Source organism: Mycobacterium sp. NPDC050551 (genome assembly GCF_040674075.1).
Classification (GTDB): Bacteria; Actinomycetota; Actinomycetes; order Mycobacteriales; family Mycobacteriaceae; genus Mycobacterium.
This window is the reverse complement of sequence record NZ_JBFARC010000004.1, coordinates 92,936-118,337: the sequence shown is the minus strand read 5'-3', so window position 1 is coordinate 118,337 and position 25,402 is coordinate 92,936. Positions and strand designations below refer to the sequence as shown.

Below are 25,402 nucleotides of genomic sequence, written 5' to 3'. Positions count from 1 at the left end.
TACCTTACAGTAATCTTAAGAACCCTTTAACCGCCGAAGGCCGCGACCGGCCCGATCACGATGATCGCGGGAGGTCGGATGCCCTCTTCGCGGATCCGCTGCGGCGCGTCGGCGAGGGTCGCCCGCAAACTCCGTTGCGCCGACGTGGTGCCGTGCTGAACCACCAGGACCGGGGTCTCCGCAGGTCGCCCGCCGTCCAGCAGCGCCTTGGCGAACAGTTCGATGCGTTCCACCGCCATCAGCAACACGATGGTGCCCGAGAGCGCGGCCAGTGCATCCCAATTCACTAACGATTCGGGATGGTCGGGTGCAACATGCCCGCTGACCACCACGAATTCATGCGTGACGTGGCGATGGGTGACCGGGACGCCGGCCAGCGCGGGCACCCCTATGGCACTGGTCACACCGGGCACCACGGTCACCGGAATCCCGGCCTCGGCGCACGCGATCACCTCTTCGTAGCCGCGTGCGAACACGAACGGGTCGCCGCCCTTGAGCCGCACCACGAACTTGCCCGCCCGCGCCCGGTCGACGAGCACCTCGTTGATCGCGTCCTGCGCCATCGCCCGGCCGTAGGGGATCTTGGCGGCGTCGATCACCTCGACGTGCGGGGCCAGCTCGGCGAGCAGCTCCGGCGGCGCCAGCCGGTCGGCGACCACCACGTCGGCCTGGGACAGCAGCCGCCGCCCGCGCACCGTGATCAGCTCGGGGTCGCCGGGCCCGCCGCCGACCAGCGCGACGCCGGCCTGCATCGTCTCGGAGCTGTCCGCGGCGATGAGACCCTGCTGCAGCGCCTCGTGGATCGCCGACCGGATCGCCGCCGATCGGCGGTGCTCGCCGGCGGCCAGCACCCCGACCGCCAGCCCCTCGTACTCGAACGACGCCGGGGTCACCGCCGTCCCGTCCCGGGCCACGTCGGCACGCACGCAGAAGATGCGCCTGCGCTCGGCCTCGGCGACGACGGCGGCGTTGACGCCGGGATCGTCGGTCGCGGCGATCGCGTACCAGGCGCCGTCGAGGTCGCCGTCGCGGAAGTCGCGCAGTTCCAGTGTGATCCCCGTCATGGCCTCCACGGCGGGCGTGGCGGCCCGCGCGATGACGTGCACGTCGGCCTCGTTGGCGATGAGCAGCGGCAGCCGGCGCTGCGCGACGCTCCCGCCCCCGACGACGACGACCTTCTTGCCGGCCAGCCGCAGTCCTACGAGGTAGGCGTTCTCGGTCACCCGCCGAGCTTAGAGCCGCGCCGCGGCGGCCACGAAACGGGTGACCGCCGCCGGCGCCGCGGCCGGATGGGTGTGCAGGTACGACGCGTGCACGTTGCGGTCGAGGGCGCCCTCCTGCGAGGACTGTGCACGGTCGCCGGAGAACCTCCACGCCGGGCTGTAGTCGCCGGTGAACTTCGTTGCGGTGCGGTGGAATTCGTGACCCGTGACGGCATCGCCCACCTGGTACATCACCGACTCACTGGTCGCGAGCGCGCTGCGGTAGCCCAGTGTGAGCCGCGGGGTGAACTCCGCCGAACCCGACAGCACGCCGCACATCGGGTGGCCGTCGAGTTCGTCGACCAGGTAGGTCAGGCCACCGCATTCGGCGTGCACCGGCGCACCGTCGGCCGCCAGCGTCCTGATCTGTTGACGCAGAATGTCATTGGCGGACAGTTCGGCTGCGTGCTGCTCGGGGAAGCCGCCCGGCAGCACCAGCGCGGCGGTCCGCGACGGCAGCGGATCGGTCAGCGGATCGAACTCGACCACCTCCGCCCCCGCGGCCCGCAGCATCTCGGCGTGCTCGGTGTAGCGGAAGTTGAAGGCGTTGCCCGCCGCGACGGCCACCGTGACACCGTTGGCCGCCGGTTCTCCGGTGCCGGGATCCCACGGGGCATCGGTGACACGACTGGTCGCGATCTCGCTGATCCCCATCAGATCCAGATGGCGGCCCACCACCTCGGTCATCGCCTCCACCGCGTCGCGGGCCTGCGCGCCGTGCTCGCCCGCGGTCACCAACCCGAGGTGACGTGACGGCACGGCCAGTGCCTCCGTGCGCGGGATCGCCCCGAACACCGGCAGCCCGACGTACTCGCAGGCCTGCCGCAGCACCTGCTCGTGTCGCGGTGAGCCGACGCGGTTGAGGATCACCCCGGCGATCCGCACGCCCGGGTCGAAGCTGACGAAGCCGTGCAGCAGGGCGGCGACGCTGTGGCTCTGGCCGCGGGCATCGATCACCAGCACCACCGGTGCACCCAGCAGCGCCGCCACCTGTGCGGTGGAGCCGCGGGCGGGCCCGGTGATCGGCTCGTCGCCGATGCGGCCGTCGAACAGACCCATCACACCTTCGACGACGGCGACGTCCGCGCCTGCGCTGCCGTGCCGGTAGAGCGGCCCGATCAGTGACTCGCCGACGAGCACGGGGTCGAGGTTGCGGCCCGGCCTGCGTGCCGCCAGCGCGTGGTAGCCCGGGTCGATGAAGTCCGGCCCCACCTTGAACGGCGCGACGGTGCGGCCCGCCCGGCGCAGCGCACCCATCAAACCCGTTGCGACGGTGGTCTTCCCGCTGCCCGAGGCGGGAGCGGCGATCACCACGGCCGGCACGCTCACGCGCTCACCACTCGCAGGCCCGTCTGTCGCGCCTCGCTGCGCTCACCACTCGCAGGCCCGTCGGTCGCGCCTCGCTGCGCTCACCACTCGCAGGCCCGTCGGTCGCGCCTCGCTGCGCTCACCACTCGATACCCTTCTGGCCCTTGCGGCCCACATCCATCGGGTGCTTGACCTTCGTCATCTCGGTGACCAGGTCGGCGGCGTCGAGCAGCGCCTGCGGCGCGTCGCGGCCGGTGATCACCACGTGCTGATTCCCGGGCCGGTCGGCCAGCGTGGCGACGACCTCGTCGACGTCGACCCACCCCCACTTGAGCGGATAGGTGAACTCGTCGAGCACGTAGAAGTCGTGCCGCTGCTCGGCCAGCCGGCGGGTGATCTCCGCCCACCCGTCAGCTGCGGCCGCCGCGTGGTCGTCGGCACTGCCCGCCTTGCGCGACCACGACCACCCGGAGCCCATCTTGTGCCATTCGACGGGCCCGCCGACGCCGTCGCGGTCGTGCAGGCGGCCCAGTTCGCGGAACGCCGCCTCCTCGCCCACCTTCCACTTCGCGCTCTTGACGAACTGGAACACCGCGATGTCGAAGCCCTGGTTCCACGCCCGCAGCGCCATCCCGAACGCCGCGGTCGACTTGCCCTTGCCCGGACCGGTGTGCACGGCGAGCAGCGGCGCGTTGCGGCGGGCGCGGGTGCTCAGCCCGTCGGCGGGGACGGTCAGCGGGCGGCCCTGGGGCATGGCGGTCCTCCTCGGTGGTTCAGGCCGCGGTGCGGTCGGCCCGGCTGACCACCCGGGTCAGCTCGTCGGCGTGCAGGTGCGCCAGCCGCACCGACGGCGCGCCGAGATGCGCGGCGAGGTCGTCGGCCAGACCCAGTCGCACGAACGACGTCTCACAGTCCACCACGACCGCCGCGGCGCCCTCGGCGACCAGCCGCGCGGCGGCCGCCCGCGCCCTGCCCACGGGGTCCGGGCCGCCGGTCGCCCGGCCGTCGGTGAGGACCACCACGAGCGCGCGGCGGGCCCGGTCGCGGGCCTTCTCCCGAACCACCACGTCGCGGGCGGTCAGCAGTCCCTGCGCGAGCGGGGTCCGGCCGCCGGTGTCGAAGCGGGCCAGCCGCCTGCTGGCGATGTACACCGACGACGTCGGGGGCAGCAGCACCCGCGCCCCGTCGCCGCGGAACGTGATCACCGCGACCTTGTCGCGCCGCTGGTAGGCGTCGCGCAGCAGTGACAGCGTCGCGCCGCCGACCGCGGCCATCCGGTCGCGGGCGGCCATCGACCCCGACGCGTCCACCACGAAGATCACCAGATTGCCCTCGCGGCCCACCCGCACCGCACGCCGCACGTCCTCGGGCCCGGGGCGCGGACGTCCCGCCGTGCGTTGCGAATTCGCGGCGGCCAGCAGGGTGCCGAAGATGTGCACACCGTGGCCCGCGCCGGGTTCGGCGGTCGCCGACACCACGGTGCCGGTCCGGTTCCTGGCCCTCGAACGGCGGCCGGGGGCGCCCTCCCCCACGCCGGGCACGGTCAGTGCCTTGGTGCGGAACACCCCCGACGGCGCCGCATTGGATCGCGTCGGGGGCGACGACTCTCGTTGTGCGCCGGTCAATTCCGCGGATCCGTCGGCCGACGCCCCGCCACCGGGCGGGTCGGGATCGGGCTCGTCGGGTCCGGAGTCGGCGTCGGTGCTCTGCGCACCGGCCTCCTCCATCGCCTCGTCGAGACGCTGCGGATCCAGGCCGGGGTCGTCGAACGGGTCGCGGCGGCGACGGTGCGGCAGCGCCAGTTCGGCGGCCACCCGGATGTCCTCTTCGGCGACCGTTTCGGCGCCCCGCCAGGCGGCGTGCGCGACCGCAGTGCGTGCCACCACCAGGTCGGCGCGCATGCCGTCGACGTCGAACGCCGCACACAGCGCGGCGATGCGGCGTAACTCGCTGTCGGGCAAGACCACCCGGGCGACGAGAGCCCGGGCGCCGGCGATGCGGCGGGCCAGCTCGGCGTCCGCTTCGGCGTGTTCGGCGGAGAAGCCGGCCGGATCGGCCTCATACGCCAGGCGGGCCCGGATGACGTCGGCGCGGACGTCGACGTCGCGGGAGGCGACCACGTCGACGGTGAGCCCGAAACGGTCGAGCAGCTGCGGCCGCAGCTCCCCCTCTTCGGGATTCATCGTGCCGATCAGGACGAACCGGGCGTCGTGCGAGTGCGAGATGCCGTCGCGCTCGACGTGCACCCGGCCCATCGCCGCGGCGTCGAGCAGCACGTCGACCAGATGGTCGTGCAGCAGGTTGACCTCGTCGACGTAGAGCACGCCGCCGTGCGCGCGGGCCAGCAGACCCGGCGAGAACGCATGCTCGCCGTCGCGCAGCACCTTCTGCAGGTCCAGCGATCCGACCACGCGGTCCTCGGTGGCCCCGATCGGCAGCTCGACGAGCCGCGCGCCTGCGTCGACATCCGTGAGGACCCGGGCCAGGGCGCGCACCGCCGTCGACTTGGCGGTGCCCTTCTCCCCGCGGATCAGCACCCCGCCGATCTCCGGGCGCACCGCGCACAGCAGCAGCGCCAGGCGCAGCCGGTCGTGCCCGACGAGTGCGCTGAACGGGTAGCCGGGTTCGGCGCTCACTGCGCCGCCCCGGACGCGGCCCGCAGCATGGGCACGTGCGGGATCCCGTCGTCGAGGAACTCGGCGCCGTCGCGGACGAACCCGTGGCCCCTGTACATCTCCTCGAGGTAGGTCTGCGCGTCGATGCGGCAGGGGTGGTCGCCGACGTCGGCCAGGGCGGCCTGCATCAGCCGGTGGGTGTGGCCGTGGCCGCGGGCGTCGCGCTTGGTGCACACCCGGCCGATGCGGAAGCCCTTCTGCCCGCCGGGATGCTCCTCCATCAACCGCAGCGTCGAGATGACTTCTCCCTCAACGCCTTCGAGCCAGAAGTGCCGGGTCTCGGCGAGCAGGTCGCGGCCGTCCAGCTCCGGGTACGGGCATGCCTGTTCGACGACGAACACCTCGACGCGCAACTTCAGCAGCTCGTAGAGCGTTGCCGCGCTGAGGTCCTTGGCCCAGCTGCGCCGCAGCGCGACAGTCATCCGCGGACCACGTCAGGCAGTGGCCGCGGTGGGTGAATGCTCGGTGCCTGCAGTGTTCTCGTGACCGACGGTGGCCGGTACCCCGCTGGCCGGCCGGTCCAGCTTGAGGACCTTGGTGCCGTGCGCCCACACCTCGTCGAACAGCTTCGGCTCGTTGGACAACTGGACGCCCAGCGACGGTACGATCTCCTGCAGCTTGGGCAACCAGGACGTGTAGCGGTCGCCGAAGCAGCGCTCCATCACGTCGAACATCGCGGGCACCGCCGTCGACGCACCGGGCGAGGCGCCAAGCAGCCCGGCGATGCTGCCGTCGGCCGCCGCGAGAACGGTGGTTCCGAACTCCAGCACGCCGCCGCGGCCCTTGCGGCGGACCACCTGCACGCGCTGACCGGCGATGTCCAGTTCCCAGTCGGAATCGTTTGCGCTGGGCGCGAATTCACGCAGCACCTCGACGCGGTCGGCCTCGCTGAGCCGCAGCTGACCGATCAGGTACTTGACCAGGCCCAACTCGGTCACACCGACGCCCAGCATGGACGCCAGGTTGTTCGGCCGCACCGAGAACGGCAGATCGGTGACCTTGCCCTGCTTGAGGAACTTCGGGGACCAGCCGGCGAACGGACCGAACAGCAGATAGGACTTGCCGTTGATCACGCGGGTGTCCAGGTGCGGCACGGACATCGGCGGGGCGCCCAGCGGCGGCTGGCCGTAGACCTTGGCCTGATGACCGGCGGTCAGGCGCTGGTTGTCGGTACGGAGCCACTGGCCTCCGACGGGGAACCCCCCGAAGCCCTTGGCCTCGGCGATGCCGGCCCGCTGCAGCAGCGGCAGTGCACCACCGCCGGCGCCGACGAAGACGAACTTGGCGTTCAGCTTGCGCTTGGCGCCGGTGCGCCGGTTGGCCACCTTGAGTGTCCAGCTGCCGTCGGACTGCTTGTCGAGGTCGCGGACCTCGTGGCCGAAGTAGGTGGTCATGCCCTGCTTGGCGGCGAAGCCGATGAGCTGGCGCGACAGCGAACCGAAGTCCACGTCGGTGCCGTCCTGCGTCCAGTTCAGCGCGACGGGGTCGGAGAAGTCGCGCTTCTCGGCCATCAGCGGGAGCCGGCGGGTGAACTCGTCGCGGTCGTCGATGAACTCCATCGTGGCGAACAGCGGGTTGGTGACCAGCGCGTCGTACCGCTTGCGCAGGTACTGCACGTTCTTGGCGCCGCTGACGAAGCTGACGTGCGGGATGGGGTTGAGGAAGCTGCGGACGTCGGGCAGCACACCGTTCTCCACGGCGTAGGACCAGAACTGGCGCGACACCTGGAACTGCTCGTTGACGTGCACGGCCTTGGAGATGTCGATTTCGCCGTCGGGCAGTTCGGGGGTGTAGTTCAGCTCGCACAGCGCCGAGTGGCCGGTGCCCGCGTTGTTCCACGGGTCGCTGCTCTCGGCGGCGGCGCCGTCGAGCCGCTCGATCAGGGTGATCGACCAGTCGGGCTCCACCAGCCGGATCAGGGCGGCCAGTGTCGCGCTCATGATGCCCGCGCCGACCAGCACGACGTCGGTCTGGGTGGCTGCCTCTGACTTCGACACTCGGCCCTCACATGCTCACGCGGTCCGTTCGACACGGCTCAGCTGTCAGGTTATCCCGACACCGATGCCCCAAACCGGGCCAGGGCTGTGCAACTCCTCACCCCGGCGCCGGCGCGCGGGCTCTAAGGTGGCTGAGGTGACCGGCTGGGAGCCCGACGTTCTGCCCGGCTACTGGCAGCACACCGTGGCGCTGGGCACCGACCCCGACAGGGAGGGCGAGCTCGTCGCGACCGTGGTCCGCCGCGGCGAGGCCCAGCAGGCCGGACACGCGGTGCTGCTGGTGCACGGGTTCACCGACTACTTCTTCCACACCGAGCTGGCCGACTGGCTGGCTGCCCGCGGCTTCGCGGTCTATGCGCTGGACCTGCACAAATGTGGGCGATCGCGGCAGCAGGGGCAGACCCCGCACTTCACCACCGACCTGAGCCGGTACGACGCCGAACTGGAGCGGGCGTGCGAGATCGTCGCGGCCGAGAGCGGCGGCGCCGACGTCCTGGTGATGGCGCACTCCGCGGGCGGGCTGATCGTCTCGCTGTGGCTGGACCGGCTGCGGCGACGCGGCCGCACCGCGCAGTGCCAGGTGACCGGTCTGGTGCTCAACAGCCCGTGGCTCGATCTGCAGGGCCCGGCGATCCTGCGGTTCGCAGGCACCTCGGCGGCGATGTCGGCGGCGTCGCGGCTGCGCAAGCGCCAGGTGGTGCGCACCCCGGTGCCCGAGGGCGGCTACGGCGCGTCACTGCACCGCGACTACGCCGGCGAATTCGACTACAACCTGGACTGGAAGCCGGTCGGCGGCTTCCCCGTGACCGTCGGCTGGATCCACGCCATCCGCCGCGGGCATGCCCGGCTGCACCGCGGTCTGGACGTCGGGGTGCCCAATCTGATCCTGCGGTCCGACCACAGCGTTCGCGAGGTGCATGACCCGGCGGGCATCGACGCCATCCAGCGCGGCGACGCGGTGCTCGACGTGGGGCAGATCGCGCGATGGGCGGGCTGCATCGGCAACCGGTCGACGGTGGTGCCGGTGGTCGACGCCAAGCACGACGTGTTCCTCTCCCTGGCCGGGCCACGGGCGGTGGCTTACCGTGAACTGGACCGCTGGCTGGACGGTTACCTGACGGACACACGCTCCGACACTCCGTCGACACGAACCCGACAGGAGTGATGGCTGTGGCCGACTTCGACATCGCGATCATCGGCACCGGATCGGGCAACTCCGTGCTCGACGAGCGCTACGTCGGCAAGCGGGTGGCCATCGCGGAGAAGGGGCTGTTCGGCGGCACCTGCCTCAACGTCGGGTGCATCCCCACCAAGATGTTCGTCTACGCCGCGGGCGTCGCCCAGCAGGTGCACGACTCGGCCCGGTTCGGCGTCGACGCCCACGTCGACGCGGTCCGCTGGACCGACATCGTCTCGCGGGTGTTCGGCCGCATCGACCCGCTCGCCAGCGGCGGGGAGCACTATCGCCGGTCGTCGCCCGACGTGGAGGTGTTCGCCAGCCACACCCGCTTCGCCGCAGCCGATCCCGGTGCCGACGGCTACCGGCTGCGCACCGACGACGGCGACGAGTTCACCGCCGACCAGGTGGTGCTCGCCGCGGGCTCGCGGGCGACCGTGCCGCCGGCGATCCTGGACTGCGGCGTGGCCCACCACACCAGCGACAGCATCATGCGCATCTCGGAGCTGCCGGAGCACATCGTCATCGTGGGCGGTGGTTTCGTGGCCGCCGAATTCGCGCACGTCTTCTCGTCGCTGGGCTCGAAGGTGACGATCGTGCTGCGCGGCACGACGATGCTCACCCACTGCGACGACACCGTCTGCGAACGGTTCACCGACATCGCGGGCAAGAAGTGGGAGATCCGCAGCCGCCGCAACATCGTCAGCGGCAGCTCCGACGACTCCGGGGTCACGCTGCACCTCGACGACGGGTCGAACCTGCACGCCGACACCCTGCTCGTCGCCACCGGGCGCATCCCCAACGGCGATCAGCTCGACGCCCACCACGCCGGGGTCAAGGTCGAGGACGGGCTGGTGGTCGTCGACGACTTCCAGCGCACCACGGCGCGCAACGTCTACGCACTCGGTGACATCAGTTCGCCGTATCAGCTCAAGCACGTCGCCAACCACGAGGCCCGGGTGGTCAAGCACAACCTGCTGCAGGACTGGGACGACACCGACAACCTGATGCCCGCCAACCACCGCAACGTGCCGTCGGCGGTGTTCACCGAGCCGCAGATCGCGTCGGTCGGGTTGACCGAGAACGAGGCCCGCGCAGCGGGTCACCGCATCCGATCGAAAGTGCAGGACTACGGCGACGTCGCCTACGGCTGGGCGATGGAGGACTCGACCGGCTTCGCGAAGCTGATCGTCGACGACGACACCGGGTTGCTGCTCGGCGCGCACATCATGGGGCACCAGGCGTCGTCGATCATCCAGCCGCTCATCCAGGCCATGGCGTTCGACCTGCCGGCTCAGGACATGGCCCGCGGCCAGTACTGGATCCACCCCGCGCTGCCGGAGGTCGTCGAGAACGCCCTGCTGGCGCTGTGCGGCGAGCCACCGTGGCCGCCGGCCCGACGGCACTGAGGCGCTTCAGGAACCGCGAGACTGCTGTCAGATCGTGATCGGCTCACCCAGGACAATCTGACCGCAGTCTCGGCGTGACTCGTTTTCAGCGCGTCGGCACCACGAAGCCCCATGGCAGTTCCAGCCGGTGGGCGGCCAGCAGGGCGCTGTCGGCGAGCACCGTGCCGATCGGCCCGTCGGCGACCACGACGCCGCCGTCCATCACCACCGCCCGTTCGCACAGCTGCGCGGCGTAGGGCAGGTCGTGAGTGACGACGAGCATCGTGGAGCCGAGCGTCAGCAGCGTCTCGGCGAGTTCGCGGCGCGCCACCGGGTCGAGGTTGGCCGACGGCTCGTCGAGCACCAGGATCTCGGGCCTGCAGGCCAGCACGGTGGCCAGTGCCGCGCGCCTGCGCTGCCCGGCCGACAGGTGCGACGGGTTGCGGTCGGCGAGCCCGGTCGCCGACACCGTGGCCAGCGCCTCGCGCACCCGGCTGTCCAGCTCGTCGCCGCGGACACCGAAGTTGGCCGGGCCGAACGCCACATCCTGTGCGACCGTCGGCATGAACAGTTGGTCGTCGGGGTCCTGGAAGACCAGACCCACCCGGCGCCGGATGTCGCGGACGGTCTTGCGGCCGACGGTGACCCCGCCGATCGCGACGGAACCGGCCGTGGCCGTCAGCACGCCGTTGAGGTGCAGCATCAAGGTGGTCTTGCCCGCCCCGTTCGGGCCGAGCACCGCGACGCGCTCGCCGGCGGCGACGGTCAGGTCGAGGCCGTTGAGTGCGGCCCTGCCGTCGGGATACACATGGCGCAGACCCTCGATCCGCACTGCCGGCGCGCTCATGTGCTCACCCACGCCGCCGCGCAGACCACCACGGCCGTCACCGCAGGCGCCATCGCGGTGGCCCACAGCGCCGGCCTGGCGCGGGCGGGAGCGCCCACAGCCGCGAGATCGGGTGCCGTGCCGTCGAATCCACGAGACAGCATGGCGACATACACGCGTTCGCCGCGTTCGAAGGACCGCAGGAACAGGGTCCCCACGCCGCGGGCGATGGCACCGGCCTGATGCAGCGTCCGCGGCGAGTCGCCGCGCGAGATCCGCGCCATCCGCATGCGGCCCGCCTCCGCGGTGAGCAGGTCCACGTAACGGATCATCAGCACCAGCACGGAGGTCAGCACGGCCGGAACCCGCAGCCGGCTCAGCGCGGCGGGGAGTTCGGTGGCCTGTGTGGTGGCGGCGAACGTCAGCGCGGCCGCCACGCCGAGCGTGCCCTTGACGACGATGCCCCACGCCGCATAGAGGCCGACGACCGAGAGGTCCATCCCCGCAACGGTGACGCGCGGACCTCCTTCGGTGAACGGCAGCAGGGCCGCGAGGACGACGAAGGGCGCCTCGATCAGCATCCGCGGGAGTATCCAGCGCGCCGGGATGCGGGCGACCGACCAGCACGCCACCACGACAGCGGCATACGCCGCGTACGGCCAGAACATCTCCCGGGGCGTCGCGACCACAGCGAGGACGAACACGACCAGGCAGACGATCTTGACCTCTGCCGGCGTCCGGTGCACGACCGAGTCGCCGTGGCGGTAGAGCGGGTGCGCGCCTGCGCCCATGGGTTAGCGCTTGCTCCTGGCGATGCCCCAGAACGCCACACCCGCCACCGCGAGCGTGACGAGTGCGCCGACGATCCCGGCGATGCCGCCCGTCGCGGAGTGCCCTCCGATCGCGTAATCGGCCAGTGGCGACGACGCCAGCGGATGCTCGGTGGCGTGCTGTGCGATGCAGGCGCCGCTGAGTTCCTCGCCCTCGGCGGTCTGCACCACGTCGCAGCCCTGCAGCGTCGCCGAGTCGAGACCGTCGGGGCTGCCGCTGGCGAAGTAGGACAACCCGCCGGCGATCACCAGCACGGCCGCGGCGAAGACGAACCAGAACACCGGCCGCCGCGTCATGCCGACACCCGCGTGCGGTGGCGCAGCAGATGCACCAGGTCGGGCCGGGCGCCCGCCACGGCCACCACGGTGAGGGCGGTGATCACTCCCTCGCCGATCCCGATCAGCACGTGGGTGGTGAACATGTAGCCGGCGACCGTGCCCAGCGACGCGCCTGCCGCCCCGCCGATCGCGAACTCGATGACGAATCCCATTGCCGCGCATACTGTCCCGATGAGCGCGGCGACGAAGGCGATGCCGCCCAGCGTCCTGGTGGACACCTCGCCGCGGCGACGGGCCAGCGCGTACCCCGCCGCCGCCGTGCCGTAGCCGGCCAGCACACCGATCACCGCCATGTTGGTGATGTTGGTGCCCAGCGCGCTCACCCCGCCGTCGGCGAACAGCAGCGACTGCACCACCAGCACGATCGCGATGCACAGCGCCCCGGTGTACGGGCCGACGAGGATCGCGGCGAGCGCGCCGCCGAGCAGGTGCCCGCTGACACCGGGCAGGATCGGGAAGTTCACCATCTGCACCGCGAAGACGAACGCGGCGACCAGTCCGGCCAGTGGCACGGTGCGCTCGTCGAGTTCGGTGCGGGCCCGCACGACGCAGAATCCGACTGCCGCGAGGGCGATCACGCCGAACAGCAGCGACACCGGCGCACTGACGATGCCGTCGCTCATGTGCATGGCGACGGCGCTGGTGGCGGCCATCCGCTGAGCCTATGACCGCGCACGACATCTGTCCAGATGAACAGATGGACACGTGTCAGCGCTTCGTCGCCGTCGCGATCAGGTACTCGGCCTCCCAGACCGCCCGGTCCCCGTCGCCGCGGTTGGCGCCGACGAGGAACCGCAGGAAGTCCCGGTCCAGCGCATCCACCCGGTCCGGTGCGCCGGCGTTGTACGCATAGGTCGCGATCGTCGGCCCGTAGTGGCGCTTCCAGTACTCGCGGAACTGCGCGGGAGACGTGCAGTGGTCGAGTACGACCGTGGCGCGCTCGAACGTCCACCCGGTGACCCGGTCCCCGAACAGGTTCCGGACGTGGGCCTCGTCGCCCCACATCGGCGGCGAACCGGCACCGGGAGGCGGTGGCGCGGCGTAGGGCTTCATGGTGGCGAACAGCTGCCCGACGAAGCCCGAGGGCGTCCAGTTGATCATGCCGATCCTGCCGCCGGGCCGGAGCACCCTGACGAGTTCACCGGCGGTGGTCTCGTGGTGCGGTGCGAACATCGCCCCGACACAGGACATCACGACGTCGAACGCGCCGTCGGCGAACGGCAGCGCCTCCGCGTCGGCCTCCACCCATTCCAGCTCGACTCCGCGCTCCGCGGCGATCCGCCTGCCCGCGTCGAACAGTTCCGGCGCCAGATCGCCTGCCGTGACCGTCGCTCCCGCGGCCGCCGCGGGGATCGCGGCGTTGCCGGATCCCGCCGCCACGTCGAGCACCCGCTCACCCGGCCGCACCGCGCACGCCCGCACCAGTGCGGGCCCGAGGGACGGGATCAGTTCGGCGGCGACGGCCGGGTAGTCACCCGACGCCCACAGCGCGCGGTGCTTCGCCTTGAGCGCCCGGTCGGCCTCGTCGATCGTCGTGTGTTCAGTGGTCATCGGTCCTCCAGTCCTCGGTGGTGGCTCCACGATCGGCGGCCACGGTTCGGCGGACCTTCGGCGTTCGTTGAATGCGCAGGTCATGGCGTGAGGAGGCGCTGCAGACCGGACCGGGCGAGCGTCATGGTCTCCAGTCCGCCAGGGGCGCCGGGCCGGCCGCCGAACCGGTCGTCACCGGGCCGCGCGCGTCGCAACGCCGCGGTGTCGGCGCCGGCCCGCTCCAGCAGCAGGATGACGTAGCGCAGGCAATACCAGTGCTGCGCCCCGGCGCCGGGTCCGGCCTGGCTCCAGTGGTCGAGCACCTCGAGCAGCTGCCCGGCCGCGGCCGCCGGGTCACCGTGCGCGGCGGTCACGGCCGCGGACTCCATCCGGGCGATGCCCGTCAGCCAGTTGTTCTGCACCGGCGCGGCCAACGCGAACGCCTCGTCCAGCGCCGCCACCGCACCTTCGGGATCCGAGGACTTCAGGCAGCGGCCCAGTGCGCAGTGAGCCATCGCCATGGTGCTGGGGTTCCCTGTGGTCCGAGCGAGGCGGACGGCCTCCTGCGCGGCGGCCAGCCCCGCCTCCGGGACACCGAGGACATCGTGGGCAACCGTGCTGTTGTAGAGGTTCCAGACCATCCTCGGCGCGTCGACGGCGTCGCGCGCAACTGCGCACTCCTCGAGGTAATACGCAAGCGCCGCAGCGGGATCGCCGCAGATCACCGCCACGTCGGCGGGGATGTCACCCGGGTACCCGAGGTAGGAGTGCCCGCGATCGGGCACGTGGCCGTCGGCCAGGGCGGCGAGCGCCAGGGCGTGGGAGAACCGGCCGAGCACCCACGCGCCGCGCGCGGACACCCCGACCGCCGCCGCGAACAGCGGATGGGCGGGGTCGGCGGACTCGATCGCCCGGTCCACCCAGTCCATCGAGGTGTAGCCGACCCGCATGTGCATCAGCTCGGGCAGTGACGCGACGAGGCGCAGCGCTAGGCCGGTGTCACCGTCGGCCATCGCGCGCTCGAACGCCGTGCGCAGGTTGTCGTGGTCGGGAGACGTGAAGGTGGTTCCCGCGGTCGGCGCCATCCGCTCGATCCACGCCTGCTCGTCGGGACCGTGCATCGCCGTCGCGCCGCGCTCGGCCAGCTCGGTGAAGTAGGTCGCATGCCGCGCGGCGTACCGGTCACCGGCGTCGTTCTCGTGAGTAGCATTGCCGCGCAACCGATCCCGCCCGTAGGCCCGCAGCGTCTCCAGCACCGAGTAGCGGGTCCCGGCACCACCGTGGGCGGCGACCACCATCGACTTGTCCACCAGGCCGGTCAGCAGTTCGAGCGTGTCGTCCTCGTCGTCGGCGGGCTCGGCGCAGACCCCGTGCACCGCCTCCAGGTCGAAGCTGCCCGCGAACACCGACAACCGGTCGAACAGGGTCTGCTCCCGCTCGGCGAGCAGACGGTAGGACCAGTCGATGGTCGCCGCGACGCTCTGCTGGCGCGGATGCGCGCCGCGCGCGCCGCCGCTGAGCAGCCGCAGCCGGTCCAGTCGTCGCGCCACGTCCAGGCTGCTCATCGCCCGCAGACGCGCGGCGGCGAGTTCGATGGCCAGCGGCACACCGTCGAGCCGGCGGCAGATCTCGGCCACCGCGCCGATCGGTTCGGTGTCCAGGTCGAAGTCCGGCCGGATCGCCCTGGCCCGGTCCGCGAACAGGGCGGTGGCGTCGCCCTCGGGCAGCGGTTCGACGGGCAGCAGCCGCTCGCCCTCGATGCCGAGGGACTCCCTGCTCGTGGCGAGCACCGCGATCCCGGCACACTCCCGGGTGATGCGGTCGACCAGCTCCGCCGCGGCGGCAAGCACGTGCTCGCAGTTGTCCACGACCAGCAGCAGCCGGCGGGGCCGCAGGTGGTCGACCACGGTCGCGACGGCGGTACCGCTGCCCTGCGGCAGGCCGAGTGCGGCCGCGACGGCCCGGCCCACCGCGGACCCGTCGTCGAGTGGGGCGAGCTCGCAGGTCCGCACGCCGTCGGGGAAGCCGTCGGCGCGGTCGGCGGCCTCCAGCGCCAGCCGGGTCTTGCCCACTCCCCCCACGCCGGTCAGCGTCAACGCGGCCCCGGCCTGCAGCGCGCCGGTGATCGCGGCCAGCTCCCTCGTCCGGCCGATGAACCGGGTCGCCCGGCGGGCGGTGGGGCGGGCGGGCTCCGGCCTGGGGGCGGACGCGGCCTGCGGGGCGGGTGCCGTTGTGCCGGCGAGGATCTCACGGTGCACAGCCTCCAGCGCCGGTCCTGGTTCGACGCCCAGCTCGGCGACCAGCCGCGCCCGCATCCGCCGGTAGGTCTGCAGCGCGGCGGCCTGTCGGCCGCTGCGGGACTGCGCCAGCATCAGCTGTCCGGCGATGCGCTCGTCGAGTGGATGAGCCGTTGCCGCAGCGCTCAATTCGGCGAGCAGCGCGGTGTGGCGGCCGGCGCGCAGCGCGGCGTCGTTGCGGTCGAGCGTGGCCGAGAGCAACTCGGTCTCCAGCGCCGCGCGCACCTCGTTCACCCACGGCGTGTCGAGACCGGCGAACGGCTCACCCGTCCACAGCGCCATGGCGTCGTCGAACGCGGCGAGCGCGTCTCCCGGGTGTTCGGCGGCGCGGGCGGCCCCGACCAGGTTGCGGAACCGGTGCAGGTCGACCGACTCTGGCGCCGCGTTCAGCGTGTAGCCGGCCGTCCCGCGGGCGATGTGCACGGCGTCGGCTCCGGCCAGCGCGTGCCGGAGCCTGGACACATAGGCCGCCAGCGCATTACGGGCCCGGTGCGGCGGTTCGTCCGCCCACACCCGCTCGATGAGCTGGTCGGTCGACACCGGCCGGTTCAGGTCGACCAGCAGACAGGCGAGCACGCAGCGCTGTCGCGCATGACCGATGTCGAGGCCGTCGCCGTCCACGCGGGCCTCGACTTCACCGAGCAACCGGAAATGCACCCCCATCGGGGTACAGCGTCCACCACCGGAGCACCGCGTGCCGGTGGAACACGCGGAGCCGGTCAGTCGTGGCGGGCCCCGATCCAGTGCAGCAGGTCGTGCACCGTCTGGTCTTCGAGGCGGTAGCTGACCGACCGGCCCACCCGCGTCGAGCTGACCCAGCCCTGTTCCCGCAGCACCCGCAGCGCCTGCGACACCGCGTTCTCCGACCGGCCCAGGGCGGCCGCCAGGTCGCTGACGCAGATTCCGGGCGCCCGGTGCAGCCCGAGCAGGATGCCCAGCCGATTCGGATCGGACAGCAGGTCGAAACGCTGCGTCCAGCCCGCGGTGTCGACATCGGCCAGCGCCGAGGTCGCCCGCTCGACGTGCACGTGCTCGCCGGCTCGGATCACAGATCTCAATGTAGCGCCCGACGGGCCCCGGTGAGCGCCGCCTGCGTCAGTCGAGGAAGCCGTGCAGCAGCGTGGCCGAGCCGGCGACGTGGACGCACATGGCGTCGGCCGCGCCGTCGGCGTCCCCGGCCAGGATCGCGATCACGATGGCCTCGTGCTGTTCGTCGGAGTGGGCGATGTTGCGAGCCAGCAGCGGGATCCGGTCCAGCATCGCGTTGAGCCGCATCCTGTTCTCGGCCACCAGCGGCACCAGCGACGGCGAGCCGGCAGCCTCGGCGATCGCGAGGTGCAGCCGCGAGTCGAGCCGCCGGTAGTCATCGGGCGCCGCACCCCGCACGTCGGCCAGCCTCGACCACAGGCCCTCCCGCTCGGCGGCGGTCAGCGTGCGGTGCGCCGCCATCCGGGCGGCGCCCACCTCGAGGATCTCCCGCAGCCGCAGTGCATCGTCGATCTCCGCGCGGCTGGCACCGGCCTGTTCACCGGTGTGCCTGGGCAGTTCGTCGGCCAGGAAGGTACCGCCGTAGCGGCCGCGCCGCGCCACCAGATAGCCGGCGTCGGCCAGTGACCGGATCGCCTCGCGCACGGTGTCGCGGCTGACCCCGAGCCGCGCCGCCAGCTCACGCTCGGGCGGCAGCGACTCCCCCGGTGCGACCACCCCGAGCCGGATCATCTGCAGCAGCCGGCCGACGGTGTCCTCGAAGGCGTTTCCCAGCCGCACCGGCCGCAGCAGGGCATCGCCTGCCTCCGGGGGAACCGGCACGTCCGGGTCGGCCGTCATCGCGGGTGGCTTACAGCGGGGTGACGTAGTGGCCGCTGATGCCGCCGTCGACCAGGAAGCTCGACGCGGTGATGAACGAGGCGTCGTCGCTGGCGAGAAACGCCACCGCCGCGGCGAGTTCCTCCGGCTCGGCGAACCGGCCCACCGGCACGTGCACCAGCCGCCGCGCCGCCCGCTCGGGGTCCTTGGCGAAGAGTTCCTGCAGCAGCGGGGTGTTCACCGGCCCCGGGCACAGCGCGTTGACCCGGATGCCCTGCCGGGCGTACTGGACGCCGAGCTCCCGCGAGATGGCCAGCACGCCACCCTTGGAGGCGGTGTAGGAGATCTGCGACGTCGCCGACCCCATCACCGCCACGAACGACGCGGTGTTGATGATCGACCCCTTCTGCGCGGGGACCATGTGCCGCAGTGCTGCCTTGCAGCAGAAGAACACCGACTTGAGGTTGATGTCCTGCACCCGCTGCCACGCGTCGATGCCGGTGTTCTCGATCAGGTCGTCCTCGGGCGGGCTGATCCCGGCGTTGTTGAACGCGATGTCCACCGAGCCGTGGGTCTCGGCGGCGGTGTCGAACAGCGCGTCGACCGCGGCCTGGTCGGAGACGTCGACGGTGACGAAGGTGCCGTTCAGGTCGTCGGCGACGGACTTGCCCGCGGCCGGGTCGATGTCACCGATCACGATCGTGGCGCCCTCGGCCTTCATCCGCTTGGCGCTCGCCAGCCCGATGCCGCTGGCGCCGCCGGTGATCACGGCGACCTTGCCGGCCAGTCGCTGGGTCAGGTCCATTCGGCTCTCTCCTCTTCGGCTTCTCTTCACGCCTGGTCGACGGCGATGAAGACGTTCTTGGTCTCGGTGAACGACAGCGGCGCATCGGGTCCGAGCTCGCGGCCGAGTCCCGACTGCTTGAACCCGCCGAACGGGGTGGTGTAGCGCACCGAGGAGTGCGAGTTCACCGACAGGTTCCCCGATTCCACCGCGCGGGAGACCCGCAGCGCGCGGGACAGGTTGTCGGTCCAGATCGACCCCGACAGCCCGTAGGGCGTGTCGTTGGCCAGCGTGATCGCGTCGGCCTCGTCGTCGAACGGCAGCACGGTGACCACCGGCCCGAAGATCTCCTCGCGCACGGTGCGGTCCTCGCGCTGCGGGGTGAGCACTGTGGGCGGGAACCACCAGCCGGGCCCCGACGGTGCGGCCCCGCGGAATGCCACCGGTGCGTCGTCGGGCACGTAGGCGGCGACCGAATCCCGGTGTGCCCGCGAGACCAGCGGCCCCATCTCGGTGTCCTCGGCCCGGGGGTCGCCGACCACCAGGCCCTTGACGGCCGGCTCCAGCAGCTCCATGAACCGGTCGTACACGTTGCGCTGCACCAGGATCCGGCTGCGCGCACAGCAGTCCTGGCCGGCGTTGTCGAACACGCCGTACGGCGCGGTGGCCGCGGCCTTCTCCAGGTCGCAGTCGTCGAAGACGATGTTGGCGCTCTTGCCGCCCAGTTCCAGCGTGACGCGCTTGACCTGCGCGGCGGCCCCCGCCATCACACGGGTGCCGACCTCGGTGGACCCGGTGAACACGATCTTGCGCACGTCCGGGTGGGTGACGAACCGCTCGCCCACCACCGAGCCCTTGCCGGGCAGCACCTGGAACAGGCCGTCCGGCAGGCCCGCCTCCAGCGCGAGCTCACCGAGCCGGATGGAGGTGAGCGGCGTCCACTCGGCCGGCTTGAGCACCACGGCGTTCCCCGCCGCCAGCGCGGGTGCGAACCCCCACGCCGCGATGGTCATCGGGAAGTTCCACGGCGTGATCACCCCCACCACGCCGAGCGGCTCGTTGAATGTCACATCCAGTCCACCGGCGACGGGAATCTGCTTGCCGGACAGTCGTTCCGGCGATGCGGAGTAGAACTGCAGCACGTCCCTGACGTGGCCGGCCTCCCAGGTGGCATTGCCGATCGGGTGCCCGGAGTTGGCGACCTCGAGCGCGGCGAGCTCCGGCACGTGAGCGTCCACTGCGGCCGCGAAGGACCGCAGCGCCGCCGCCCGCTCGCCAGGCGCCTGCCGGGCCCACACCCGCTGCGCGGTGACCGCCCGCGCGACGGCCTCGTCCACACCGGCGACGTCGAGGAGTTCGACCGAGCGCAGCACCTCTTCGGTGGCCGGGTTGACGACGTCACTGGTGCTGGTGCTCAAAGGTGTTCCCTTCCTTCGCATGTGCGGCCGCGGCGGCCACCACACCGGCGAACAACCGCAGATCGTCGAGTCGTTCCTCGGGATGCCACTGCACGGCGACCACCCACGCGTCCGGGTGGGCGGTGCGATCCAGCTCCACCGCCTCGATCACCCCGTCGTCGTCGCGGGCGCTGACGATCAGGCCCTCGCCGAGGCGGTCGATGGCCTGGTGGTGGTAACACTGCGCGTCCGAGGTCTTCCCGATCAGGTCCGTCAGCCGGGTGCCCGGTTCGGTCCACACGGCCGATGTGCCGAACACCGCGTTGCCCTTCTGGTGATGGGTGTGGCCGATGACGTCGGGCAGGTGCTGGATCAGGCTTCCGCCGAGGGCCACGTTGAGCACCTGGGCGCCGCGACAGATGCCGAGCACGGGCATGCCCCGCCGCATCGCGCCGTCGACCAGGGCGAATTCCCAGGCGTCGCGGGCGCGGTCGGGCTCGTCGGTGAGCGGATGGGGCCGCTGCCCGTAGCGGGCGGGATCGACGTCCTTGCCGCCGGTCAGGATCAGCCCGTCCAGGCCGTCGAGCACCCGGTCGGCGGCGCCTGCGTCGGTGGGCTGCGGCGGCAGCAGGACGGCCACCCCGCCGGCGAGGTTGACGCCCTGGAAGTAGATGGCGGGCAGGAAGCTCGCCTGCACGTCCCACACCCCGGTCTGCGCCTGCTGCAGGTAGGTGGTCATGCCGAGGACGGGGGCCACAGTGCGTCCGGCGGGGTCAGAGCCGCTCAAAACCACGCACCCGCTCCCAGTCGGTGACCGCGGCGTCGAACGCGGCGAGTTCGACGCGGGCGTTGTTGAGGTAGTGGTCCACCACCTCGTCGCCGAACGCGTCACGCGCCACCTTCGACCCGTCGAACAGCGCCGCGGCCTCGGCCAGCGTGGTGGGCAGCCGCTCGGCCCCGCTGGTGTAGGCGTTGCCCTCCAACGGTTCCGGCAGTTCGAGCTCGTTCTCGATGCCGTAAAGGCCGCCGGCGATCAGCGCCGACACCGCGAGGTACTGGTTGACGTCGCCGCCCGGCGCCCGGCACTCCATCCGCATGCCTGCGCCGTGGCCGACCACCCGCAACGGGCAGGTGCGGTTGTCGATGCCCCACGCGATCGCGGTCGGGGCGAAGCTACCCTCGGCGAACCGCTTGTAGGAGTTGATGTTCGGTGCGTAGAACAGCGTCAGCTCACGCATCGTGGCCAACTGGCCAGCGATGAAGCTGCGGAACATCGGCGACATGCCGAGCGGGTCACCGTCGTCGGCGAACACCGACGCGCCGTCCTCGCCGCGCAGCGAGATGTGGATGTGACAGCTGTTGCCCTCGCGCTCGTCGAACTTCGCCATGAAGGTCAGGCTCTTGCCGTGCTGGTCGGCGATCTCCTTGGCGCCGTTCTTGTAGATCGTGTGGTTGTCACACGTGGTCCGGGCGTGGTCGTAGCGGAAGCCGATCTCCTGCTGGCCGAGGTTGCACTCGCCCTTGACGCCCTCGCAGTACATCCCGGCGCCCTCCATGCCGCGGCGGATGTCGCGCAGCAGCGGCTCCATCCGCGTCGAGGCGAGCATCGCGTAGTCGATGTTGTAGTCGGTGGCCGGCCGCAGGTTGCGGTAGCCCGCGCTCCACGCGTCGCGGAATCCGGTGTCGAACACCATGAACTCGAGTTCGGTCGCGGCGTAGGGCACCAGCCCCATGTCCGCGAGCCGGTCGATCTGGGCGTTGAGGATGCTGCGCGGCGCCTGGATCACCGGATTGCCGTCGGTCCACGAGAGGTCGGCCATCACCAGTGCGGTGCCAGGCAGCCAGGGCAGCAGCCGCAGTGTCGAAAAGTCCGGCGTCATCACCATGTCCCCGTAGCCGGTCTCCCAGCTGGAGATCGCGTAGCCGTCGACGGTGTTGTTGTCGACGTCGACGGCGAGCAGGTAGTTGCAGCACTCGGCGCCGTGGGCGGCGGCGTCCTCGACGAACAGGCGCGCCGACAGCCGTTTGCCGGTGAGCCGGCCCTGCATGTCGCAGAACGCCACGATCACGGTGTCGATGTCGCCGTCGGCGACCGACTGCTCGAGTTCCGCCTGGGACAGCATGCCGGGGTTCGGGCTCATGGGGGACCTTCCTCGAGGACATCCGATCGGCTGACTCAGACCGCCAGATTCAACCATTGAAGCGCACAGCCACCGTTCACACGCCTGCATGTTTACAGGAACGTCACTCCCAAAGGTAGGACATCAGACCATTGCACACCTATTCTTTCGAGCGGCGAACGCCGTCACGCCGATGAAGGAGCGCATGCGCATGGCCGAACCGAAGAGGTCCGAGGACACCATGAAGTCCTCCGGGGTCACCTACAGCCAGGCCGGCGAGGGGTACTTCGAGAAGCGGCAACTCAAGCGGACCGCAGGCTTCTGGGGGATCTGGGGCATCGGCATCGCCGCGGTCATCTCCGGCGACTTCTCCGGCTGGAACTACGGCATCGGCGAGGCCGGCTGGGGCGGCCTGGCGATCGCCTCGGTCGTCATCGTCGTCATGTACTTCGGGATGTTGTTCTCCATCGGTGAGATGTCGGCGGCCATGCCGCACACCGGCGGCGCCTACTCCTTCGCCCGCGCGGCGATGGGGCCGTGGGGCGGCTTCGTCACCGGCTTCGCCGAGACGATCGAGTACGTGTTCACCACGGCTGTGGTGGTGTTCTTCTCCGCCAGCTACGCCAACGCGGTGACCGACGACCTGTTCGGGCTGTCCATGCCCGCCTGGGTGTGGTGGATCATCCTGTACGCGATCTTCATCGCGCTGAACTCCTGGGGCGCCGCACTGTCGTTCAAGTTCGCCCTCGTGGTCGCCGTCATCTCGATCGGCATCCTGGTGCTGTTCGGCGTCCTCGCGGTGATCAACGGCGCCGTGGACTTCGGCAAGCTGTTCGACATCGCGCCCACCGACGCCGCAGGCGCCAGCACCTTCCTGCCGATGGGCTGGATCGCCGTCCTCTACGCACTGCCGTTCGCGATGTGGTTCTTCCTCGGCATCGAGGAGTTGCCGCTGGCCGCCGAGGAGGCCCACGACCCCGCGCGCGACATCCCCAAGGCGGGGATCTGGGGCATGATCACCCTCGTCGGCTGCGGGGCCATCGTGTTTTTCCTCAACCCCGCCGTCACCGGCTCATCGGCGCTCGGCGCGTCCGATGAACCGCTGCTCGACGGCTTCCGGGCGTTCCTGCCCGCCAACCTGGCCGCGGTGCTATCGGCGTTCGCGCTGATCGGCCTGCTGGCCAGCCTGCAGGGCATCATGTACGCCTACGGCCGCAACATGTACTCGCTGAGCCGGGCCGGCTACTACCCGAAGACGTTGTCGCTCACCGGGTCCCGCCAGACGCCGTACGTCGCGCTGCTGGCGGGCGCCGTCATCGGCTACATCGCCCTCGTCGTGGTGAACCTGAACGAGGGCGCAGGCGACGTCGTGCTCAACATCGCGGTGTGGGGCGCGGTGCTGGCCTACGGCCTGCAGATGGTGTCCTTCCTGCTGCTGCGGCGCAAGTTCCCCAACGCGCGGCGGCCGTGGGTGAGCCCGACGGGCCGGGCGGGCGCGATCGTCGCACTGGTGATCGCCGCGGTCACGTTCGTCGGCGTGCTGGTCAACCCGACCTACCGGCCCGCGGTGATCGCGATCGTCGTCTTCTACGTCATCGGCCTGCTGGTGTTCGGCCTCTACGGCCGGCACCGCCTGGTGCTGTCCCCGGAGGAGGAGTACGCCGTGACGGGCGGCCTGCACGGCTTCGACCCGGAGGCCGAGGGCCTGGGCGGGACCATCGAGGACGAGATCCTCAAGGGCCACACCGACTGATGCGATCTGGGTCACGCCGGGTCGCTCACCCGTTAATTTTTCCGCCCTGCGGGTAATGTCACCTGCGTGTGTGGAGCCACCGGCGAGGTACGCCTCGACGGCCGAACCCCTGACTTGGCCGCCGTGTCGAAGATGGCCGAGGCGATGTCGCCGCGCGGCCCGGACGGCGCGGGCGCCTGGTCAGCGGGCAGGGTCGCATTGGGTCACCGTCGCCTGAAGATCATCGACCTCACCGAGGCCGGCGGACAGCCCATGGTCGACTCGGACCTCGGCCTGGCGATCGCCTGGAACGGCTGCATCTACAACTACCCCGAGCTGCGCCGCGAGCTGTCCGACCACGGCTACCGGTTCTTCTCCACCAGCGACACCGAGGTGATGCTGAAGGCCTACCACCGCTGGGGTGACCGGTTCGTCGACCACCTCAAGGGCATGTTCGCGTTCGCGATCGTCGAGCGCGAGTCCGGCCGGGTGCTGCTGGGCCGTGACCGGCTGGGCATCAAACCGCTCTACATCACCGAGGACGCACACCGCATCCGGTTCGCCTCGTCGCTGCCCGCCCTGGTGGCCGGCGGCGGCGTCGACACCCACATCGATCCGGTCGCGCTGCACCACTACCTCACGTTCCATTCGGTGGTGCCGCCGCCGCTGACCATCCTGCGGGGCGTCAAGAAGGTGCCGCCTGCCTCGCTGATCGCGATCGAGCCCGACGGCCGCCGGACCACCACCACGTACTGGTCCCCCGACTTCAGCCGCCAGGACGACCGTGCGGACTGGTCGGAGCAGGACTGGGAGGACGCCGTCCTCGCGTCGCTGCGGCTGGCCGTCGAGCGCAGGCTGGTGGCCGACGTGCCGGTCGGCTGCCTACTGTCCGGCGGTGTGGACTCCAGTTTGATCGTCGGGCTGCTCGCCGAGGCCGGCCAGCATGGGTTGCAGACGTTCTCGATCGGCTTCGAGTCGGTGGGCGGCGTGGCCGGCGACGAGTTCAAGTACTCCGACATCGTCGCCGAACGGTTCGCCACCGACCACCATCAGATCCGGATCGGCACCGAGCGCATGCTGCCTGCGCTCGACGGTGCGATCGGAGCGATGAGCGAGCCGATGGTCAGCCACGACTGCGTGGCGTTCTACCTGCTCAGCCAGGAAGTGGCCAAGCACGTCAAGGTGGTGCAGTCCGGCCAGGGCGCCGATGAGGTGTTCGCCGGTTACCACTGGTACCCGCCGATGGGTGAGCCCGCGGCGAGCGGCCTCGACGGTGCGGTGCAGACCTACCGCGGCGCCTTCTTCGACCGCGACACCGCCGGGGTCGGCGGCCTGGTCACCCCCGGCTTCTTCGCCGACGGCGACCCGAGCCTGCGGTTCGTCGCCGAACACTTCGGCATGCCGGGCGCGGAGTCCGGCGTCGACCGGGCGCTGCGCCTGGACACCACCGTCATGCTGGTCGACGACCCGGTCAAGCGGGTGGACAACATGACCATGGCGTGGGGTCTGGAGGGCCGCGTGCCGTTCCTGGATCACGAGCTCGTCGAGCTGGCGGCTACCTGTCCGCCGGAGTACAAGATCGCCCACGGCGGCAAGGGTGTGCTCAAGCAGGCGGCCCGCAGGGTGATCCCGGCCGACGTGATCGACCGACCCAAGGGCTACTTCCCGGTGCCGGCGCTGACCCACCTCGAGGGCCCCTACCTCGACCTGGTGCGCGACGCGCTCTACGCGCCGGAGGCCAAGGAGCGCGGCCTGTTCCGCCCGGAGGCCGTCGAACGGCTGCTGGCCGACCCCAACGGCAGGCTGACACCGCTGCGCGGCAACGAGCTGTGGCAGATCGGGCTGCTCGAACTGTGGCTGCAACGGCACGGCATCAACGGGGCCGCGGCGTGACCGACACAGATCCACATGTGGTGTCCGCCGGTGATCACACC

At 71.1% G+C, this 25,402-nt stretch carries 22 protein-coding genes; 4 read left to right on the top strand and 18 right to left on the bottom strand.

What is annotated here, in order from left to right; genetic code table 11:
* Positions 1-26: 26 nt before the first annotated feature.
* The 6 genes from cobA to mqo all read right to left on the bottom strand — a co-directional run bounded on the left by cobA (position 27) and on the right by mqo (position 7,242).
* Positions 27-1,223, bottom strand: a complete 1,197-nt coding sequence (cobA, locus tag AB0K11_RS16970) for a uroporphyrinogen-III C-methyltransferase (protein WP_364978888.1) — start codon at positions 1,221-1,223, stop codon at positions 27-29.
* A gap of 9 nt (positions 1,224-1,232) precedes the next feature.
* Complete coding sequence (locus tag AB0K11_RS16965) at positions 1,233-2,591, bottom strand: cobyrinate a,c-diamide synthase (protein WP_364978885.1); 1,359 nt, start codon at positions 2,589-2,591, stop codon at positions 1,233-1,235.
* A 118-nt stretch (positions 2,592-2,709) separates the two neighbouring features.
* Positions 2,710-3,324 (bottom strand): cob(I)yrinic acid a,c-diamide adenosyltransferase, encoded by a 615-nt coding sequence (gene cobO / locus AB0K11_RS16960; RefSeq protein ID WP_364978882.1) that lies wholly within the window; start codon positions 3,322-3,324, stop codon positions 2,710-2,712.
* A gap of 19 nt (positions 3,325-3,343) precedes the next feature.
* Entirely contained in the window at positions 3,344-5,206 is a 1,863-nt protein-coding gene (locus AB0K11_RS16955) for a magnesium chelatase subunit D family protein (protein ID WP_364978879.1), read from the bottom strand.
* On the bottom strand, positions 5,203-5,667 hold the full coding sequence (locus tag AB0K11_RS16950) for a GNAT family N-acetyltransferase (protein ID WP_364978876.1): 465 nt from the start codon (positions 5,665-5,667) through the stop codon (positions 5,203-5,205). The genes AB0K11_RS16955 and AB0K11_RS16950 overlap by 4 nt, the downstream gene beginning before the upstream one ends.
* A 12-nt stretch (positions 5,668-5,679) precedes the next feature.
* Positions 5,680-7,242, bottom strand: coding sequence for a malate dehydrogenase (quinone) (mqo, locus tag AB0K11_RS16945; protein WP_364978873.1), 1,563 nt, complete (start codon positions 7,240-7,242; stop codon positions 5,680-5,682).
* 136 nt (positions 7,243-7,378) lie between these two features.
* Between mqo and AB0K11_RS16940 the strand changes: the two genes are divergently transcribed.
* Positions 7,379-8,407 carry an alpha/beta hydrolase gene (locus tag AB0K11_RS16940; protein WP_364978870.1) on the top strand — a complete coding sequence of 343 codons (1,029 nt, stop codon included), beginning with the start codon at positions 7,379-7,381 and terminating at the stop codon, positions 8,405-8,407.
* Between the two features lie 5 nt (positions 8,408-8,412).
* The gene (gene mtr / locus AB0K11_RS16935; protein ID WP_364980395.1) at positions 8,413-9,828 is read left to right on the top strand and encodes a mycothione reductase; all 1,416 of its coding nucleotides are present in this window, start codon (positions 8,413-8,415) and stop codon (positions 9,826-9,828) included.
* Between the two features lie 85 nt (positions 9,829-9,913).
* Here the strand turns inward: mtr and AB0K11_RS16930 are convergent, their stop codons facing one another.
* From AB0K11_RS16930 to AB0K11_RS16875, 12 genes are all read right to left on the bottom strand, one after another.
* Positions 9,914-10,654, bottom strand: a complete 741-nt coding sequence (locus AB0K11_RS16930; protein ID WP_364978867.1) for an ABC transporter ATP-binding protein — start codon at positions 10,652-10,654, stop codon at positions 9,914-9,916.
* Positions 10,651-11,424, bottom strand: coding sequence for a cobalt ECF transporter T component CbiQ (cbiQ, locus tag AB0K11_RS16925; protein WP_364978864.1), 774 nt, complete (start codon positions 11,422-11,424; stop codon positions 10,651-10,653). The genes AB0K11_RS16930 and cbiQ overlap by 4 nt, the downstream gene beginning before the upstream one ends.
* Positions 11,425-11,427: 3 nt before the next feature.
* Entirely contained in the window at positions 11,428-11,760 is a 333-nt protein-coding gene (locus AB0K11_RS16920) for a PDGLE domain-containing protein (protein ID WP_364978861.1), read from the bottom strand.
* Positions 11,757-12,455, bottom strand: a complete 699-nt coding sequence (locus AB0K11_RS16915) for an energy-coupling factor ABC transporter permease (protein WP_364978859.1) — start codon at positions 12,453-12,455, stop codon at positions 11,757-11,759. Before AB0K11_RS16915 ends, AB0K11_RS16920 begins: the two co-directional genes overlap by 4 nt.
* 55 nt (positions 12,456-12,510) lie before the next feature.
* Positions 12,511-13,353 (bottom strand): class I SAM-dependent methyltransferase, encoded by an 843-nt coding sequence (locus AB0K11_RS16910; protein WP_364978856.1) that lies wholly within the window; start codon positions 13,351-13,353, stop codon positions 12,511-12,513.
* 80 nt (positions 13,354-13,433) lie between these two features.
* Positions 13,434-16,292, bottom strand: a complete 2,859-nt coding sequence (locus tag AB0K11_RS16905) for a BTAD domain-containing putative transcriptional regulator (protein ID WP_364978853.1) — start codon at positions 16,290-16,292, stop codon at positions 13,434-13,436.
* A 56-nt stretch (positions 16,293-16,348) separates the two neighbouring features.
* Positions 16,349-16,687 (bottom strand): metalloregulator ArsR/SmtB family transcription factor, encoded by a 339-nt coding sequence (locus AB0K11_RS16900; protein WP_364978850.1) that lies wholly within the window; start codon positions 16,685-16,687, stop codon positions 16,349-16,351.
* A gap of 37 nt (positions 16,688-16,724) precedes the next feature.
* Positions 16,725-17,456 carry a GntR family transcriptional regulator gene (locus AB0K11_RS16895; RefSeq protein WP_364978847.1) on the bottom strand — a complete coding sequence of 244 codons (732 nt, stop codon included), beginning with the start codon at positions 17,454-17,456 and terminating at the stop codon, positions 16,725-16,727.
* Positions 17,457-17,466: 10 nt separating this feature from the next.
* A complete protein-coding gene (locus tag AB0K11_RS16890; protein WP_364978844.1) occupies positions 17,467-18,240 on the bottom strand; it encodes a 3-oxoacyl-ACP reductase in 774 nt (257 codons plus the stop codon).
* 26 nt (positions 18,241-18,266) lie between these two features.
* Positions 18,267-19,637, bottom strand: coding sequence for an aldehyde dehydrogenase family protein (locus AB0K11_RS16885; RefSeq protein WP_364978841.1), 1,371 nt, complete (start codon positions 19,635-19,637; stop codon positions 18,267-18,269).
* On the bottom strand, positions 19,618-20,355 hold the full coding sequence (locus AB0K11_RS16880) for a gamma-glutamyl-gamma-aminobutyrate hydrolase family protein (RefSeq protein WP_364978838.1): 738 nt from the start codon (positions 20,353-20,355) through the stop codon (positions 19,618-19,620). The genes AB0K11_RS16885 and AB0K11_RS16880 overlap by 20 nt, the downstream gene beginning before the upstream one ends.
* A gap of 34 nt (positions 20,356-20,389) precedes the next feature.
* Entirely contained in the window at positions 20,390-21,757 is a 1,368-nt protein-coding gene (locus AB0K11_RS16875) for a glutamine synthetase family protein (protein ID WP_364978835.1), read from the bottom strand.
* Between the two features lie 190 nt (positions 21,758-21,947).
* On the opposite strand from AB0K11_RS16875, the gene AB0K11_RS16870 reads away from it, so the two are divergent.
* Both AB0K11_RS16870 and AB0K11_RS16865 read left to right on the top strand, forming a co-directional pair.
* Complete coding sequence (locus AB0K11_RS16870; protein WP_364978832.1) at positions 21,948-23,489, top strand: amino acid permease; 1,542 nt, start codon at positions 21,948-21,950, stop codon at positions 23,487-23,489.
* A 66-nt stretch (positions 23,490-23,555) separates the two neighbouring features.
* Positions 23,556-25,361, top strand: coding sequence for an N-acetylglutaminylglutamine amidotransferase (locus AB0K11_RS16865; RefSeq protein WP_364978829.1), 1,806 nt, complete (start codon positions 23,556-23,558; stop codon positions 25,359-25,361).
* Positions 25,362-25,402: the final 41 nt, after the last annotated feature.